We start from the raw sequence: 16,137 nt of genomic DNA, 5'->3' as shown, positions 1-16,137 counted from the left end.
GGCCCGTGGAGAACAACGAAACGGCCGTCGTCACGGCTGACGACCTGGTGCGAGCCCGCGAGAGGCTGCTCGTGCCAGGTCGTCGTCGCTTGGCCGCCGAACCTTTGCGCGAAGCACTCGTGGACCTGCACGAGTTCTGGTTGACCAAACATGCGGGGGGAGCGGGGATATCCGGATCGGGTATCGCGCTCGTGGCGGTCGGCGGGCTGGGGCGGCGCGAGCTCGTGCCCTATTCCGACCTGGATCTGGTCCTGGTGCACAACGGCGTCAAGAACGTCGACGAGATAGCCGAGAAGCTTTGGTATCCACTGTGGAACTCCGGCATCGGGCTCGACCACTCGGTCCGCACTGTCGGTGAGGCTTTGAGAGTCGCCGCGGGAGATCTGCGCACCGCGTTGGGACTGCTGGACATCCGCCACATCTCGGGCGACCCCGAGGTCACCCAGAAGCTCGCCGAAGGTGCGAAGCAGGCGTGGCGCGGGAACGTGCGCAACCGGCTGGACGAGATCGCCGAGTCGTCGCAGAAGCGCTGGGGCCGCAGCGGCGAGATCGCACACCGCGTCGAACCCGACCTCAAGCACGGCCGCGGCGGACTGCGGGACATCACGATCCTGGACGCGCTGTCGGTCGCGCAGGTGGTGGACAGACCTTCCGCCGACGTCGACGAAGCCCGCAAGCTGCTGCTGGACGTGCGCACCGAACTTCGTCGTGCCGCACGGAAACCTCGTGACGTGCTGCGGGCGCAGGATGGCGACGAGGTGGCGTCCGCGCTCGGACTGACCGATCGTTTCGCATTGGCCCGCTCGCTTTCCTCCGCCGCACGCACTGTCGTCTACGCGTTCGACGTGGCGATGCGCACAGCCCGTGCGGCCGCACCGAAGCGTGGGCTCGGTGCGTTCCTGAGGGGACAGCCGCCGCGCAGGCCGTTGGATGAAGGCGTTGTGCTGCACGGGTCTGAGGTCTCGCTCGCGCGTGACGCGATTCCCAGCCGTGATCCGGCATTGTTGTTGCGCGTCGCGACGGCGGCGGCACGCAGCAAGCATCCGATCGCGACTGGAACGTTGTCCAGGCTCGCGGACTCGGCGCCGGAGCTGCGCCAGCCGTGGCCGCGCGAGGCCCGCGAGGAGCTGCTGGCGTTGCTGGGCAGCGGCAGTGGGCTCGTGGACGTCGTGGAAGCGTTGGACCGCACGGATCTGTGGGGCCGGCTGTTCCCCGAGTGGGGTGCGGTGCGGGACCTGCCGCCGCGCGACGCCGCGCACGTGTGGACGGTCGACCGGCACCTGGTGCAGACCGTCGCCCACGCGGCCCGGCTGGTGACCACGGTGTCACGGCCCGACCTGTTGCTGCTGGGCGCGTTGATCCACGACATCGGCAAGGGCAGGCAGCAGGACCACTCCGAGGTCGGGGCCGCGCTGGCGACCCAGATCGGCGAGCGGATCGGGTTGTGGCCGCAGGACGTCGAGACGTTGTCGATGATGGTGCGCCACCACCTGTTGTTGCCGCACACCGCGACCCGGCGCGACGTCGAGGACGAGGCGACCGTGCACCGCGTGGTGGAGACGCTCGGTGGCGACGCGGTCCTGCTGGAACTGCTGTACGCGCTGGCGGAGTCGGACTCCATCGCGACCGGTCCCGGCGTGTGGACGGACTGGAAGGCCGCGCTGATGGCCGACCTGGTCTCCCGCTGCCGCAAGGCGATGGCGGGGGAGGCGTTGCCCAAGCCGGAACCGCTCGACCCCGTGCACGTGGCGATGGCGGAACGCGTTGCGGCGTCGGGAAAACCGGACGTGCTGCTGGAGAAGCAGGACCACGCGGCGGTCGTGACGGTGATCGCGCCGGACCGCCCTGGGTTGCTGTCCAAGGCCGCCGGTGTGCTCGCGTTGAACTCGCTGGAGGTCCACGCGGCGACGTTGCACTCGCACGGCGGCGCCACGGTGGACACGTTCACGGTGTCACCGCGGTTCGGCTCGCTGCCGGACGCGGCGCTGCTGCGCGAACAGCTGTCCAGGGCCATCGACGGTTCGTTGCCGTTGGCCGACAAGCTCGCGGCGAAGGAACGCGACTACGGCGGCCCGCCACTCGATCCGCCGCCCTCGAAGGTGCTGTGGTTCGACGACGAGGCGACCGGCGCGGTGGTGCTGGAACTGCGGGCCGCCGACCGGATCGGGCTGCTGCACCGCATCGCCGGGGCGCTGGAGCAGTGCGGTGCCGACGTGCAGTGGGCTCGCGTGTCCACGTTGGGCGCGACGGTCGTCGACTCGTTCAGCATCGCGGGCTCCGACCTCGACCGGCGCCGGATCGAACGGGCGGTGCTCGACGCGTCCAGGTAGAGGTTGAGTAGCTCTACGCACAACCTCTCCGGGTGCTCACGCTCCTGCGCGGCTCCGAAACACGGCAGTGTTCGTGGTGTCCGGAAAGCGTCCTCGAGGGGTGGATCGCTTCCCGGACGGGCAGAGGGTGGTGGTGACGAGTGACGGCGCCGGGGGAGGTACCGCGCACTCGCACCACCGCCGCTGTTTCCCGGTTCTGACGACGAGACAGCTTCCTGGACAACCTTCGCGCGGTCCGGGCAAGGTCAGGTTCTCGTTGTTCTGACTGGGGAGGAAGAACGTTGAGAACCGCCATGGTGGCCGCCGTCGTCGCGGCCCTGATCATTCCCGCCACCGCTCAAGCGGCTCCACTGGCCGTGGAAGACCTCGGCACGTTGCCGGGTGATCTCCGGAGCACGGCGATCGACATCAACGACTCCGGCTCGATCGCCGGTGTCTCCTACGGCGCAGGCACCTCGCAGCACGCCGTGCGCTGGGACCGGTTCGACGGCATCAGGAAGCTCGCGGACCTCGGGTTCGACTCGCAGGCCACCGCCATCAACCGCGACAGCGTGATCTCCGGTTACGCCGTGAACTCGGCCGGTCAGGCGCAGGCGGTGAAGTGGAACCCTTCCGGCGCACTGGTTCAGCTGGTGGTGGCGGGTGCGACGAGCTCCGTCGCGTACGACGTCAACGACTCCGGCACCGTCGCGGGCGCCGCCACGATCAACGGCGTGAGCCAGGCGGTCCTCTGGGACTCCATCGGTGACGCCACGATCCTGGGCGCGGGCAGCGCGCACCACGTCACCAACGCGGGCTGGGCCGTCGGGTACACCGGCACCGATGTGGTGCGCTGGAACGCGTCCGGCGTGTGGACCGTGCTCGACACCGGCACGGTGCTCGCGGTCAACCAGCTCGCCGACGCGGGTGGCACCGCGGGCACCAACGGTGTGCTCTGGTTGCGCAACAACACCCGCACCCAACTGGGCGTCGGCGCGCGGCCGTTCGACATCAACGACAACGGGTTCGCGGTCGGCGAGCTTTCGTCGCAGGCGATCCGGTGGGATCTCTTCGGCGGTGGCAGTGCCGTGCTGGCGCCCGCACCTTCGAGTGCCGCCGAGGTGAACAACTCCGGTGTCGTCGCGGGCACCGTCGGCACCGCGGCCGCGACCTGGACCATGGCGGGCACGCGGACGTTGCTGCCGGCGCTGCCGGGTGCCGCACGTCACTCCGTGAGCGGGCTGAGCGAGGTCGGGCAGGTCATCGGCGTCGCGAACTTCGCCAACGGCACCTATCGCGCCGTCGTCTGGCGCTGAACCCCCGTGCATTTCGGCCGAAATCGGACCAAACTGAACGAGAAGGATGGTCAAGACGTCTTCTAGGACATGACCGCCGTGTTGAACACGCAGACCGCAGTCGTCCGAGTGCGCCCGCGCTCGCTCGTAGTCCTCGCCGGGATTCCCGGCGCGGGCAAGACGACGCTGCTCACCCGCCTCGACGCGGACGAGCCGGTCACCGTGCTCGACTCCGACCAGGTGCGCTCGTGGCTGGAACCGCGCGTACCCCTGCCGTACAAGTACTGGCGCGTCTTCGTGCACCTCACGCACCGGCTGCGCGTGTTCTGGGCAGCGCTGTTCTGCGCGGGCCTGCTGGTGGTGCACGAGCCGTCCACCAGGCCCGGCACGCGGTTCATGCTGGTGCTCGCCGGACTGCTGTCGGGGCGTTCCCGCCACTTCCTGTGGCTGGACGCCTCGGCGGCCCAGGCGCTGGACGGCCAGATCGCTCGAAAGCGCGTCGTCCGCACTCACGCTTTCGAGCGACACGTCCGCCGCGGTTCGTCAATGCGCGCGCAGTTCGAGGCTGGTTGGGTGCCGTTCGGATTCAGCGGCGTGACGCTCCTCACCCGTGCGGGCACCTCGGGTGGTCTGCGCATCATGGTGTCGTGATCAAGGCTGTCCTCTTCGACTTCGCAGGCACCCTCTTCGGGCGCCCGACCTACCAATGGCTCTCGCCGCGGCACCTCACGGTGCTGCGGGCCCCGGCGCCGTTCGTGGCGCGAATGAACGCCGCCGAGCGCGCGGTGTGGGACGCCCGTGACCTCACGGCGCTGGCCAACCGTTCCGCCCACTGGACCCTGTTCCGGCTGGCGGGGCTCACGATGACCGACGAGTTGTTCCAGCGCCTGCACAACCCGGCGTTCTGGCTGCCCTACACCGACACGGCCGCGGCCCTGAACGTGGTGAAGCCGCTGAAGGTCGGGGTGCTGAGCAACATCTCGTGGGACATCCGGCGCGTGTTCGCGCGCGAGTCGCTGTCCGTGGACGCCTTCGCGTTGTCCTACGAGATCGGCGTCTCGAAGCCGTCCGCACGCGCTTTCGACGCCGCCTGCGTCCGGCTCGACGTGGAGCCGGACGAGTGCCTGTACGTCGGCGACGATCCGGTGGCGGATGGAGCAGCGGTGTCGGCGGGGCTGCGGTTCGCGCAGATCTCCACTGCTCCGGTCGGACGTCGCGAGCCGGTGCTCCTGGATGCCCTGGCGAGCCACGGGATCGGGTGAACGTTCGGTTAGCTAGTCTGGACGACGTGTTCTCCACGCTTTCCGACCGGCTGACCACGGTTCTCCAGGGCCTTCGCGGCAAGGGCCGGCTCAGCGACGCCGACATCGACGCGACCGCCCGCGAGATCAGGGTCGCCCTGCTCGAGGCCGACGTCGCGCTGCCCGTTGTGCGCAACTTCATCGCGAAGGTGAAGGAGCGCGCCAAGGGCGCCGAGGTCCACCAGGCGCTGAACCCGGCGCAGCAGGTCGTGAAGATCGTCAACGAGGAGCTCGTCAACGTCCTCGGTGGCGAGACGCGGCGGCTGAACCTCGCGAAGAACCCGCCTTCGGTGATCATGCTGGCGGGTCTGCAGGGTGCCGGTAAGACGACGCTCGCGGGCAAGCTGGCCAAGTGGCTGAAGGGTCAGGGCCACACCCCGCTGCTCGTCGCCGCCGACCTGCAGCGCCCGAACGCGGTGACGCAGCTCCAGGTCGTCGGTGAGCGCGCGGGCGTGCCCGTCTTCGCTCCCGAGCCCGGCAACGGCGTGGGCAACCCCGTCGAGGTCTCGCGCCTCGGCATCGCGGAGGCCAAGGCCAGGCAGCACGACATCGTTCTCGTCGACACGGCCGGCCGGCTGGGCGTCGACGAGGAGATGATGCAGCAGGCCATCGACATCCGGGCCGCGGTCGACCCCGACGAGATCCTGTTCGTGGTCGACGCCATGGTCGGTCAGGACGCGATCAACACCGCCACGGCGTTCCGCGACGGTGTCGGCTTCACCGGTGTCGTGCTCACCAAGCTCGACGGTGACGCCCGCGGTGGTGCCGCGCTGTCGGTCCGCGAGGTCACCGGCCAGCCGATCCTCTTCGCGTCCAACGGTGAGAAGCTCGATGACTTCGACGTCTTCCACCCGGACCGGATGGCGTCGCGCATCCTCGGCATGGGTGACGTCCTCACCCTGATCGAGCAGGCCGAGCAGCACTTCGACCAGGACCAGGCCGAGAAGGCCGCGGCGAAGCTGCACTCCGGCCAGTTGACGCTGGAGGACTTCCTGGAGCAGATGCTCGCGATCCGCAAGATGGGACCGATCGCGAACCTGCTCGGCATGCTGCCCGGCGCCGGTCAGATGAAGGACCAGCTCGGGATGCTGGACGAGAAGCACCTCGACCGCATCCAGGCGATCATCCGCGGCATGACCCCGGCGGAGCGCGACGACCCGAAGATCATCAACGGGTCCCGCCGGCTGCGCATCGCGAACGGGTCGGGCGTCAAGGTCAGCGACGTCAACGACCTGGTCAACCGCTTCTTCGAGGCCCGCAAGATGATGGCGTCCATGGCCGGCCGGATGGGCTTCGGCGGCGGGGGCGGCAGCAAGACCCGCAAGGGCAAGAAGGGGAAGAAGGGCAAGGGCGGACGCGGCCCGACGCCTCCCAAGATCAAGGGCGGCTTCCCGCCAGGGATGTTCCCCGGTGGCATGCCCGGCATGCCCCCCGGCGGGATTCCGGGCATGCCTGCCGGTGGCGGTCTGCCGAACCTGGGCGGCCTGAACGAGCTTCCCCCCGGTTTCGACCCGTCGAAGTTCAAGTTCGACGGGGACGACAAGAAGAAGTGACCATGCACCTGCGCGGCGTCGTCCTGCCGGACGGCGAGCCGCGGGACCTGTGGGTCGTCAACGGCCGTGTCCGCACCCGGCCGGTGCCGAACGCGCAGACCGTCGTCGACGGCGGGTTCCTGGTTCCGGGCCTGGTCGACGCGCACTGCCACGTCGGCCTGGGCCCGCAGGGCGGCGTCGAGCTGCCAGAGGCCGTCGAGCAGGCGCTCACGGACCGCGCCGCGGGCACGTTGCTGATCCGCGACTGCGGTTCACCGATCGACACGACGCCGTTGCAGGAGCGTCTGGACCTGCCGCGGATCATCCGCTCCGGCCGGCACATCGCGCGCCCGAAGCGCTACCTCCCGCACATCGGCGTGGAGATCGAGTCGGACCTGGCGACGGCCGTGGCCGAGCAGGCCGCGTACGGCGACGGCTGGGTCAAGCTCGTCGGCGACTGGATCGACCGCGGCGAGGGCGACCTTGCTCCACTGTGGACGGACGAGGAGCTGGCCCAGGCCATCAAGGTCGCCCACGCAGCCGGCGCGAAGGTCACGGCCCACGTGTTCGGCGAGGACGCGCTGCCGGGCCTGATCACCGCGGGCATCGACTGCATCGAGCACGGCACCGGCCTGACTGACGACACGATCTCGCTGATGGCCGAGCACGGCACCGCGCTGGTGCCCACGCTGATCAACATCGAGACGTTCCCCGGCATCGCGGACAAGGCCGGCAAGTACCCGAAGTACGCGAACCACATGCGTGACCTGCACGCACGCGTCTCCACCACCGTGGCGTCCGCGATCGAGGCTGGCGTTCCCGTCTACGCGGGCACCGACGCGGGCGGTGGCATCCAGCACGGGCGCATCGTCGACGAGATCGTCGCGCTGCACGGCGTGGGGATGAGCCCTCTGGACGCCATCGGCGCCGCGTCGTGGGGTGCTCGCGAGTGGCTCGGCTTCCCGTCGCTGGCTGAGGGCGCGGCCGCGGACATCGTCGTCTACGACGAGGACCCGCGGGAGAACCTGGAGGTCCTCCGGACGCCGCGCATGATCATGCTCAGGGGCCGGATCCACTAGTTGTTCTGAAGTTCTGCCATCGCTCCGATCTGGTACGAGCCGCCCTTCTGGTGCGTGATGACGGCCATCCGGTTGGCGGCGTTGATCAGCCCGAGCAGGCAGACCAGCGCCGCGACCTGCTCGTCGTCGAAGTGCTTGCGGACGTTCTCCCAGGTCTCGTCGCTCACGCCGTCCCTGGTGAGCAGGGTGCCCTCCTCGGTGAACGCCAGCGCGGCCTGTTCGGCCTCGGTGAACACCGTGGTCTCGCGCCACCCGGCCACCAGGTGCAGGCGCAGCGGGTCCTCGCCGGCCGCGATGGCCTCCTTGATGTGCATGTCGAGGCAGAAGCCGCAGCCGTTCAGCTGGCTCGCCCGAAGGCTGACCAGCTCCGCCGTGATGGCGGGCAGCGACGTCTGGTGCACGGCCTGGCCGAGGCCCGCGAACCGCTTCGCGAGCTTGCTGCCGGTCTCGGTGCCGAAGAGGTTGAAGCGCGGTTCCATGACTGTTTCCTCCCTCGTGGACTTGCTTGACGACCACGAGATGCCGCTGCCCCCGATCCTGTGACTGTGATCCAGCCCACTGTCACAAACGGCCGGCGGCTGGTGTCTTGTGTCCATGGACGCCGCCACCGACACGTTCGTCAGCCACCGCAACCTGCTCTTCACGATCGCCTACGAGATGCTCGGCTCGGCCGCCGACGCCGAGGACGTGCTGCAGGAGACGTGGCTGAAGTGGTCGGGCGTGGACCACGGCGGCGTCGAGAACCACCGCGCCTACCTGGTCCGGATCGTCACCCGCCAGGCCCTCGGCCGGCTGCGGACCCTGGGCCGCCGCAAGGAGTCCTACGTCGGCTCCTGGCTGCCGGAGCCGTTGCTGACCGCCCCGGACGTCGCCGAGGACGTCGAACTGGCCGACAGCGTCTCGATGGCGGTGATGCTGGTCCTCGAGACCCTCACCCCGACCGAACGGGCGGTCTTCGTCCTGCGCGAGGTCTTCGACCTGGACTACGACGAGATCGCCGCTGCCGTCGGCAAGAACCCGGCCGCCGTCCGCCAGATCGCCCACCGGGCCCGTTCGCACGTGGCCGCCCGCCGGCCGCGCGAGGTCGTGACGCAGGCGGCGTCCCGCGCGGCACTGGCGGCCTTCCAGCGCGCCACCGAAACGGGTGATCTCCAGGCCCTGCTGGACCTGCTGGCACCGGACGTCGTGTTCCTCGGCGACGGCGGCGGCGTGAAGCAGGCCGTACCGCGTCCCGTCACGGGTGCCTCGAAGGTGGCGCGGATGCTGCTCGGCGGCCTGCTGAAGGTCACCGGATGGACGATGGAACCCGCTCAGGTCAACGGATACCCGGCTCTGGTCGTGCGGTTCGACGGCGAACTGGACACCGTGATCGCGGTGCGCGTCGAGGACGGCCGGATCAGCGGCCTGTACGCGGTGCGCAACCCGGCAAAGCTCTCGCACATGGAGCAGGAGACGACGCTGCGGCGCTGATGATCAGCGGCGCGGGGGTTTAGTAGCAGCCTTTGTTCGCCGATCCACACACCAGGAGTGGGACATCCGGCGGGGACTCGATCTGACCATCTTTTGGCCAGGTGCTTGGCCCCGTTCGTGTCGGTGCCGCACAGTAGCCTCGGATTCGGGGCGGCAGCGTCCCCCGAGGGGGCTCGCGGTCCCCACTCCAAGCGTATCGCGAGGCGCCGACAGTGCATCGGTGCTTCAGAAGCCGTCGATCGCGAGGTGGGCTGATCATGAGTGTGCCAGTGCCTGCTGTTCGTCCGCTGGTAGCCGCCGCGTGACTAGATTGCAGAGCGTGAGTGAAGCGGAATCCCTGGAGCCGAAGCGCGGCTTCATCGAGAGCGTGCGGGACATCAGCCGCAACCCGGAGCCCGAGCGGGTCGGCCAGCGCTGGGGGTTCGGCGCGTTCCTGCTGGTGGAAGCTGTTTTCATCCTGAGCGCCGTGTTCATCACGGCGATCGCCAGGCAGTTCGGCGTGAACCTGCTGGAATCGGTGCCGCTGGTCCTGGTCGGCTCGATCGTGCCGACGATTCTCGCGGCAGGCACCGCCATCGTGATCACGTACGTCCGCGGCAACGGCCCGAAGATCGACCTGCGCCTGAGCATGACCAAAGAGGACCTGGCCATCGGCCTGAAGCTCGGCATCCTCGGCCTCGTCCTCACCTACTCCGCCGCCACGATCTGGGCGAAGGTCGTCGGCGAGGAGAACGCCACGAGCGCGGTCGGCGACCTGCTGTCCGGTTCGAACCTGCCGCTCTCCGCGGCGATCACGATGTTCCTGTACGTCAGCCTCATCGGGCCGGTCTGCGAGGAGATCATCTACCGCGGCCTGCTGTGGGGCGCCGTCGAACGCCAGGGCTGGAGCCGCTGGGCCGCGTTCGGGCTCACCACGGTGATCTTCGCGATCGGTCACTTCGAGCCGCTGCGCACGTCGTTGTTGCTGGTGATCGCCATCCCGATCGGCATAGCCCGGCTGCTCACCCGCAGGCTCGGGGCGAGCATCGTGGCGCACGTGATGAACAACTTCCTGCCAGGGCTCACGCTCCTGCTCGTCTCCGCCGGAGTCATGTGATGGACCTGAACAGCGACCTCGGCGAGGGCTTCGGCATCTGGAAGCTCGGCGACGACACCGCGTTGCTGGGCGTCATCACCAGCGCGAACGTCGCGTGCGGCTTCCACGCCGGTGATCCGTCCACGATGCGCAAGGTCTGCGAAGAGGCCGCCAGGAACGGCGTGAAGATCGGCGCCCAGGTCAGTTACCGCGACCTGGCCGGGTTCGGGCGGCGGTTCATCGACGTCGATCCCATCGAACTGGCCGACGAGGTGCTGTACCAAATCGGTGCGCTCGACGCGTGTGCGCGAGCAGCAGGAGCCGAGGTCGCGTACGTGAAGCCGCACGGCGCGCTTTACAACGCGACGGTGCACCACGAGAAGCAGGCCAAAGCCGTGGTCGACGGCGTCAAGGCGTTCAAGGACCTGCCCGTTCTCGGCCTGCCGGGCTCCCAGCTGCTCGAGAAGGCCGGTCTGGCAGGCCTGAGGCCGGTCCAGGAGGCGTTCGTCGACCGCGGCTACACCCCGGAAGGCACGCTGGTCCCGCGCGGTCAGCCGGACGCCCTGCTCACCGACACCGCGCTGATCGTCGAACGAGCGCACCGGCTGCTCCAGGGCGAACTCGTCGCCGTCGACGGCACCGTCCTCAAGACCAGCGCGGAGTCGTTGTGCGTGCACGGCGACACGCCAGGAGCGGTCGCGCACGCGCGTGCCGTGAAGGAAGCGCTCGGCACCGTGCGACCGTTCGCGTAGGACCCGATTCGGATCCACCGGTCCCCATCTGGCAGAATTGCTCGCTGTCCGTCGTGGCCGGCCCCTCTGCCCGGGCCACGACTGTGCGAATCATCAACACAGAGCATTCGAGGAGTACCAGGCCAATGGCCGTCAAGATCAAGCTTCAGCGTCTCGGCAAGATCCGCCAGCCGTACTACCGCATCGTGGTCGCCGACGCGCGCACCCGTCGCGACGGCAAGGCCATCGAGACGATCGGCAAGTACCACCCCAAGGAAGAGCCGTCGTTCATCGCGGTCGACTCCGAGCGCGCGCAGTACTGGCTGGGTGTCGGCGCGCAGCCGACCGAGTCGGTCCAGCGCCTGCTGGAGATCACCGGTGACTGGCAGAAGTTCAAGGGCCTGCCGGGCACCGAGGGCACGCTGCGCGTCAAGGAGCCGAAGACCCCGAAGGCCGAGCTCTTCGCCGCCGCGCTCGCCGCCGCGAACGAGGAGCCGATGACCGACGCCACCACGCCGAAGGCGAAGAAGGCCAAGAAGGCCGACGACGCTCCCAAGGCTGAGGCCGAGGCGCCCAAGGACGAGGCGTGAGTTTGTTGGCTGACGCCCTCGAACACCTCGTTCGCGGCATCGTCGACCACCCGGACGAGGTCCGGGTGAACCTCGTCACGACTCGCCGCGGCCGCACCCTCGAGGTCCACGTCCACCCGGACGACCTCGGCAAGGTGATCGGTCGTGGCGGTCGCACCGCGACGGCTCTGCGCACCGTGATGGCCGGTATCGGCGGTCGTGGTGTCCGGGTCGACGTCGTCGACACCGACCGCTGAACGAAGCTGCAAAGGGCAAATGGACGTCGTCGTCGGCCGTGTGGCCAAGGCGCACGGGATCACTGGTGAACTCGCCATTGACGTGCGCACTGATTCACCCGAGTTGCGTTTCGCGCTCGGGCAGAAGATTCAGGCCAAGCTGCGTGACGGCACGTCCCGAAGCCTCACCGTGTCAGCCGCCCGGCCTCATGCCGGGCGGCTGCTCGTGCGTTTCGAGGAAGTCATCACGCGCGATGTCGCGGAGTCGTTGCGCGGCACGTTGTTGCTGGGCAGCACCGACGACCTGCCGCCGACCGGCGACCCCGACGAGTTCTACGACCACGAGCTCGAAGGGCTCACGGCCGAACTCGTCGACGGCACGAAGATCGGTACGGTCAAGGAGATCCTGCACGGCCCCGGCGGCGAGCTGCTCGTGGTCATTCGTGACAGCGGGGAAGCTCTGATCCCGTTCGTGCGCGAGATCGTGCCCACTGTGGACGTTCGCGGCGGCCGTGTCGTGATCGACCCGCCAGAGGGCCTGCTCGATGCAGATTGACGTCGTCACGATCTTCCCCGAGTACCTGGCGCCGCTGCGTGCCGCGTTGCTCGGGAAGGCGATCGACAAGGGCCTGATCAGCGTCGGCGTGCACGACCTGCGTGACTGGACCCAGGACGTGCACAAGGCTGTCGACGACAGCCCGTACGGCGGTGGGCCCGGCATGGTCATGAAAGCCGACATCTGGGGCCCTGCCCTGGATGACGTGTGCACGGACGAGACGCGTCTCATCGTGCCGACGCCGGCCGGACGTCCGTTCACGCAGGCTGTCGCGCACGAGTACGCGAACGAGTCGCATCTCGTGTTCGCGTGCGGGCGCTACGAAGGCATTGACCAGCGTGTGGTCGATGACGCCGCACGGCGCGTACGCGTCGATGAGGTGTCCATCGGGGACTACGTGCTCGTCGGTGGCGAGGTGGCGGTGCTCGCGATCGTGGAAGCGGTCGCACGACTGCTGCCAGGCGTGCTCGGCAACCCGAAGTCGCACGCGGAGGACTCGTTCCAGGACGGGTTGCTCGAAGGGCCGAGCTACACGCGGCCCGAGGTGTGGCGCGAGCTCGCGGTGCCGGACGTGCTGCGTTCGGGCAACCACAGGCTGATCCATCGCTGGCGTCGTGACCAGTCACTCGCCCGGACCTTCGAACGGCGTCCTGACCTGCTGGAATCGCTGCCGGCGGAGGCGTTCGACAAGCACGACCGCGCCCTGCTCGCGCACCTGCGCGAGGGCGGGGAGTAAGCCCGATTTCATTCCGGAGTGCCTGGTCTGGCACACTGGAACAGTTGCCGCAGCCGGTGTCACATCGGCGTGCGCACCAAGCCGAACCCCCACCATGTCGTGCACAGCCATGGAACATGCTCTGGGGAGTTCAAGACACGTGAGGAACCACCGATGAACATCCTGGACGCGCTTGACGCCCAGTCGCTGCGCACTGACATCCCGGCCTTCCGCGCCGGTGACACGCTGAAGGTTCACGTCCGCGTCATCGAGGGCTCGCGCGAGCGCGTCCAGGTGTTCCAGGGCGTCGTGATCCGTCGTCAGAACGGCGGCATCCGCGAGACCTTCACCGTCCGCAAGGTCTCGTTCGGCGTCGGCGTCGAGCGCACCTTCCCGGTGCACTCCCCGAACATCGCCGAGATCGAGGTCGCCACCCGCGGTGACGTGCGTCGCGCCAAGCTGTACTACCTGCGCGACCTGCGCGGCAAGGCCGCCAAGATCAAGGAGAAGCGCGAGGCCCGTCCGGTCTCCTGATCGGTGGCTTCGAGCCCAGAAGACTTCGAGGACGCCTCCGCACCGGATGAACCGGAGCGGGGGCGTACTCCTGTCTGGAGAGAAATTCTCTACGTCGTCATGACGGCCGTCGTGCTGACGGTGCTCATCCAGGCGTTCGTGGCGCGGGTCTACGTGATCCCCTCGGCGTCGATGGAGAACACGCTGCACGGCTGCACCGGCTGCGAGAACGACCGCGTGCTGGTCGACAAGATCACCTACCGCTTCGGCGACATCGAGCCGGGCGAGGTGGTCGTGTTCCGCGGCCCCGAGGCGTGGACCTCCAACGACTTCCGTGCTCCCCGGTCGGCGAATCCCGTCGCGGGTTTCGTGCAGAACATCGGTTCGTTGCTGGGCATCTCGCCCGCGAACGAGCGCGACTTCGTCAAGCGCGTGATCGCGTTGCCCGGTCAGACGGTGATGTGTTGCGACGAGCAGCACCGTGTCGTTGTGGACGGAAAATCGCTCGACGAGCCGTATGTGCACTGGCAGCAAGGCACTTCGCCCGCTGACCACGAGCCGTTCGAGCCGATCCGGGTGCCGGATGGACGGTTGTTCGTCATGGGGGACAACCGGATGAACTCCACCGACTCGCGCAAACAGGGCGGCGGGGGCGTAGCGGGCACGGTGCCCGTCGAGAACGTCATCGGGAAAGCCCGGTACGTCGTTTTCCCGAAAGATCGGTGGAGTGTTGTGTCGGATCACAACCCCCAGCCCCTAGGCTGATCTCGTGGTCGACGACGCTCCAGAGCAGAACCCGTCCGGTGACGAGCCCAGTTCGGACGCTTCGGGCAAGCCCGCGAAGAAGAAGAAAAAGGGCAACTTCTGGAAGGAACTGCCGGTCCTCATCCTGGTCGCGTTCGGCCTCGCGATCGGCATCCAGATCTTCCTCGGCCGCGTCTACATGATCCCCTCCGAGTCGATGGAGGCGACGCTGCACGGCTGCACCGAGTGCTACGGCGACCGGGTGCTCGTGGACAAGGTCACCTACCGCTTCACCGATCCGTCGCCGGGTGACGTGATCGTGTTCCGCGGACCGCCGTCGTGGCAGAACGACTTCATCTCCGACGAGCCGGCCAACCCGATCTCGCAGGGGCTGTCGTGGCTCGGGTCGCTGATCGGGCTGCCGTCGGCGAACGAGGAGGACTTCGTCAAACGCGTGATCGCCGTCGGCGGGCAGACCGTGAAGTGCTGCGACGAGCAGAACCGCGTGACGGTCGACGGCAAGGCGCTCGACGAGCCGTACAAGCACTTCGACGAGGGCACGCCGGCCGAACAGGAGTCGTTCGAGGAGCTCAAGATCCCGGACGGCATGCTGTTCGTGCTCGGCGACAACCGCAACCACTCGTGCGACTCGCGTTGCCAGGGCCAGGGCGGCCTCAACGGCCTCGTGCCGGTGGACGACGTGATCGGCAAGGCACGTGTGATCGTGCTGCCTCCGTCGAGGTGGGGCGGGGTGACGGACCACGACCCGCAGGCCGTGTCGATGGGTGCGCCGGGATGGCAGCAGAACGTCCCGCTGGGGCTCGGTATCGTCGCGGCGTGGCCGCTTCTGCTGCTCGGACGTCGAGTGCGAGACCGATTCCGCCGATGACCATGCTGATGCCGCCTCGCGCGGTGGTGCGGGGCTCGTCCGGGAACTGGGCTTTGCAGAGCACGCTGGAGCGCCGGGGCCTGGGGCCCGTCGCCGGCGTCGACGAGGCAGGGCGCGGGCCGTGCGCCGGCCCGTTGGTGATCGCCGCGTGTGTCCTTCGACCGGGTGATGCTTCGCGGTTCGAAGGGCTGAACGACTCGAAGCTGATGACGGCGTCGGCGCGCGATCGGATGTACGACCTGGTGCTCAAGCGTGCGCTGGATCACTCGGTCGTGGTGGTGTCGCCCGCCGACGTCGACTGGCTGGGCATCCACGTCATGAACATCGAGGGCATGAGGCGTGCGGTCGCGCAGATGGCGACGCACCCCGGCTACGTGCTGACGGACGGCTTCAAGGTGCCGGGGATGCCCGCGCCGAACGTGGCGGTGCTCAAGGGCGACCAGGCGGCGGCGTGCGTGGCGGCGGCATCGGTGCTGGCCAAGGTCACGCGGGACCGGATCATGGCCGACCTGCACACCCGTCATCCGCAGTACGGGTTCAACGTGCACAAGGGGTACTGCACGCCGGAACACACGGCGGCGTTGATGGAGCACGGGCCGTGTGCGGAGCATCGCTGGTCGTATGTAAATGTGGCAGCGGCGGCCGCCAAGCACGGCCTCGCCGCGCCGCACAGGGTGGCGCGCGGCACGACCGCGCAGGCCGTGGTCCAGAATGATGCAACCCCGGCTGACGCCGGGGAGCTCGCGACGAGTGAGGGCGCGGAGCAGATGACCCGCGCGGAGGCGTAATGAGTGCAGAGGATCTCGAGAAGTACGAGACCGAGATGGAGCTGTCGCTGTACAAGGAGTACCGCGACATAGTCAGCCAGTTCTCGTTCGTCGTGGAGACCGAACGGCGTTTCTACCTGGCCAACTCGGTGGACGTGCAGGTGCGCAACGCCGATGGCGAGGTGTACTTCGAGGTGCGCATGTCGGACGCGTGGGTGTGGGACATGTACCGCCCCGCGAGGTTCGTCAAGAACGTTCGTGTCATCACGTTCAAGGACGTGAACGTGGAGGAGCTGGACAAGCCGGACCTGCGTTTGCCGGAAAGCGGGCCGTTCCCCACGTAGGCCACTGGTGGC

19 protein-coding genes are annotated in these 16,137 nt (G+C 68.4%); 18 read left to right on the top strand and 1 reads right to left on the bottom strand.

The annotated features are described in order from the left end of the window. Nucleotides 1-5: 5 nt before the first annotated feature. From ACIRG5_RS18065 to ACIRG5_RS18040, 6 genes are all read left to right on the top strand, one after another. Nucleotides 6-2,330: a [protein-PII] uridylyltransferase gene (locus tag ACIRG5_RS18065; protein ID WP_402905880.1), complete on the top strand. Its 2,325-nt coding sequence runs from the start codon at nt 6-8 to the stop codon at nt 2,328-2,330. Nucleotides 2,331-2,611: 281 nt separating this feature from the next. Next, complete coding sequence (locus tag ACIRG5_RS18060; RefSeq protein WP_402905878.1) at nt 2,612-3,625, top strand: hypothetical protein; 1,014 nt, start codon at nt 2,612-2,614, stop codon at nt 3,623-3,625. 69 nt (nt 3,626-3,694) lie between these two features. Then, nucleotides 3,695-4,255: an AAA family ATPase gene (locus ACIRG5_RS18055; protein WP_402905876.1), complete on the top strand. Its 561-nt coding sequence runs from the start codon at nt 3,695-3,697 to the stop codon at nt 4,253-4,255. Then, entirely contained in the window at nt 4,252-4,866 is a 615-nt protein-coding gene (locus tag ACIRG5_RS18050; protein ID WP_402905874.1) for an HAD family hydrolase, read from the top strand. Before ACIRG5_RS18055 ends, ACIRG5_RS18050 begins: the two co-directional genes overlap by 4 nt. Nucleotides 4,867-4,892: 26 nt before the next feature. Next, nucleotides 4,893-6,458, top strand: a complete 1,566-nt coding sequence (gene ffh, locus ACIRG5_RS18045) for a signal recognition particle protein (protein WP_402905872.1) — start codon at nt 4,893-4,895, stop codon at nt 6,456-6,458. A gap of 2 nt (nt 6,459-6,460) precedes the next feature. Beyond that, the gene (locus tag ACIRG5_RS18040; RefSeq protein WP_402906207.1) at nt 6,461-7,516 is read left to right on the top strand and encodes an amidohydrolase family protein; all 1,056 of its coding nucleotides are present in this window, start codon (nt 6,461-6,463) and stop codon (nt 7,514-7,516) included. Here ACIRG5_RS18040 and ACIRG5_RS18035 read toward each other — a convergent pair. Then, nucleotides 7,513-7,995: a carboxymuconolactone decarboxylase family protein gene (locus ACIRG5_RS18035; RefSeq protein ID WP_402905870.1), complete on the bottom strand. Its 483-nt coding sequence runs from the start codon at nt 7,993-7,995 to the stop codon at nt 7,513-7,515. The genes ACIRG5_RS18040 and ACIRG5_RS18035 overlap by 4 nt on opposite strands. Before the next feature lie 115 nt (nt 7,996-8,110). Between ACIRG5_RS18035 and ACIRG5_RS18030 the strand changes: the two genes are divergently transcribed. The 12 genes from ACIRG5_RS18030 (at nt 8,111) to ACIRG5_RS17975 (ending at nt 16,125) form a co-directional block, all read left to right on the top strand. Next, nucleotides 8,111-8,986 carry an RNA polymerase sigma-70 factor gene (locus tag ACIRG5_RS18030; protein WP_402905868.1) on the top strand — a complete coding sequence of 292 codons (876 nt, stop codon included), beginning with the start codon at nt 8,111-8,113 and terminating at the stop codon, nt 8,984-8,986. A 319-nt stretch (nt 8,987-9,305) separates the two neighbouring features. Beyond that, nucleotides 9,306-10,082, top strand: coding sequence for a lysostaphin resistance A-like protein (locus ACIRG5_RS18025; RefSeq protein WP_402905866.1), 777 nt, complete (start codon nt 9,306-9,308; stop codon nt 10,080-10,082). Beyond that, entirely contained in the window at nt 10,082-10,813 is a 732-nt protein-coding gene (locus ACIRG5_RS18020; RefSeq protein ID WP_402905865.1) for a LamB/YcsF family protein, read from the top strand. Before ACIRG5_RS18025 ends, ACIRG5_RS18020 begins: the two co-directional genes overlap by 1 nt. Nucleotides 10,814-10,938: 125 nt before the next feature. Continuing rightward, a complete protein-coding gene (rpsP, locus tag ACIRG5_RS18015) occupies nt 10,939-11,382 on the top strand; it encodes a 30S ribosomal protein S16 (RefSeq protein ID WP_319977560.1) in 444 nt (147 codons plus the stop codon). Further along, nucleotides 11,379-11,618 carry an RNA-binding protein gene (locus tag ACIRG5_RS18010; protein WP_030479664.1) on the top strand — a complete coding sequence of 80 codons (240 nt, stop codon included), beginning with the start codon at nt 11,379-11,381 and terminating at the stop codon, nt 11,616-11,618. The genes rpsP and ACIRG5_RS18010 overlap by 4 nt, the downstream gene beginning before the upstream one ends. A 19-nt stretch (nt 11,619-11,637) precedes the next feature. Then, nucleotides 11,638-12,153, top strand: coding sequence for a ribosome maturation factor RimM (gene rimM, locus ACIRG5_RS18005; RefSeq protein WP_402905863.1), 516 nt, complete (start codon nt 11,638-11,640; stop codon nt 12,151-12,153). Next, nucleotides 12,143-12,889: a tRNA (guanosine(37)-N1)-methyltransferase TrmD gene (gene trmD / locus ACIRG5_RS18000; RefSeq protein WP_402905861.1), complete on the top strand. Its 747-nt coding sequence runs from the start codon at nt 12,143-12,145 to the stop codon at nt 12,887-12,889. Before rimM ends, trmD begins: the two co-directional genes overlap by 11 nt. 153 nt (nt 12,890-13,042) lie before the next feature. Further along, nucleotides 13,043-13,402 (top strand): 50S ribosomal protein L19, encoded by a 360-nt coding sequence (gene rplS / locus ACIRG5_RS17995; protein ID WP_319977558.1) that lies wholly within the window; start codon nt 13,043-13,045, stop codon nt 13,400-13,402. A 3-nt stretch (nt 13,403-13,405) separates the two neighbouring features. Further along, nucleotides 13,406-14,146 carry a signal peptidase I gene (lepB, locus tag ACIRG5_RS17990; RefSeq protein WP_402905859.1) on the top strand — a complete coding sequence of 247 codons (741 nt, stop codon included), beginning with the start codon at nt 13,406-13,408 and terminating at the stop codon, nt 14,144-14,146. Nucleotides 14,147-14,150: 4 nt separating this feature from the next. Continuing rightward, nucleotides 14,151-15,014, top strand: a complete 864-nt coding sequence (gene lepB / locus ACIRG5_RS17985) for a signal peptidase I (RefSeq protein ID WP_402905857.1) — start codon at nt 14,151-14,153, stop codon at nt 15,012-15,014. Then, nucleotides 15,011-15,802 (top strand): ribonuclease HII, encoded by a 792-nt coding sequence (locus tag ACIRG5_RS17980; protein ID WP_402905855.1) that lies wholly within the window; start codon nt 15,011-15,013, stop codon nt 15,800-15,802. The genes lepB (ACIRG5_RS17985) and ACIRG5_RS17980 overlap by 4 nt, the downstream gene beginning before the upstream one ends. Continuing rightward, nucleotides 15,802-16,125: a DUF2469 domain-containing protein gene (locus ACIRG5_RS17975; protein ID WP_030468024.1), complete on the top strand. Its 324-nt coding sequence runs from the start codon at nt 15,802-15,804 to the stop codon at nt 16,123-16,125. Before ACIRG5_RS17980 ends, ACIRG5_RS17975 begins: the two co-directional genes overlap by 1 nt. Nucleotides 16,126-16,137: the final 12 nt, after the last annotated feature.

The sequence above is a fragment of the Lentzea sp. NPDC102401 genome (assembly GCF_044765805.1).
In the GTDB taxonomy this organism is placed as follows: Bacteria; Actinomycetota; Actinomycetes; order Mycobacteriales; family Pseudonocardiaceae; genus Lentzea; species Lentzea sokolovensis.
This window is presented reverse-complemented; position numbering and strand designations above follow the sequence as displayed.

Bases quoted from the DNA above. Each gene is read 5' to 3' on its own strand.
- rpsP (WP_319977560.1), top strand. From the start codon at position 10,939: ATGGCCGTCAAGATCAAGCTTCAGCGTCTCGGCAAGATCCGCCAGCCG.
- ACIRG5_RS18040 (WP_402906207.1), top strand. From the start codon at position 6,461: ATGCACCTGCGCGGCGTCGTCCTGCCGGACGGCGAGCCGCGGGACCTG.
- ACIRG5_RS17975 (WP_030468024.1), top strand. From the start codon at position 15,802: ATGAGTGCAGAGGATCTCGAGAAGTACGAGACCGAGATGGAGCTGTCG.
- trmD (WP_402905861.1), top strand. From the start codon at position 12,143: ATGCAGATTGACGTCGTCACGATCTTCCCCGAGTACCTGGCGCCGCTG.
- ACIRG5_RS18020 (WP_402905865.1), top strand. From the start codon at position 10,082: ATGGACCTGAACAGCGACCTCGGCGAGGGCTTCGGCATCTGGAAGCTC.
- ACIRG5_RS17980 (WP_402905855.1), top strand. From the start codon at position 15,011: ATGACCATGCTGATGCCGCCTCGCGCGGTGGTGCGGGGCTCGTCCGGG.
- rimM (WP_402905863.1), top strand. From the start codon at position 11,638: ATGGACGTCGTCGTCGGCCGTGTGGCCAAGGCGCACGGGATCACTGGT.
- ACIRG5_RS18035 (WP_402905870.1), bottom strand. From the start codon at position 7,995: ATGGAACCGCGCTTCAACCTCTTCGGCACCGAGACCGGCAGCAAGCTC.
- rplS (WP_319977558.1), top strand. From the start codon at position 13,043: ATGAACATCCTGGACGCGCTTGACGCCCAGTCGCTGCGCACTGACATC.
- ACIRG5_RS18030 (WP_402905868.1), top strand. From the start codon at position 8,111: ATGGACGCCGCCACCGACACGTTCGTCAGCCACCGCAACCTGCTCTTC.
- ACIRG5_RS18055 (WP_402905876.1), top strand. From the start codon at position 3,695: ATGACCGCCGTGTTGAACACGCAGACCGCAGTCGTCCGAGTGCGCCCG.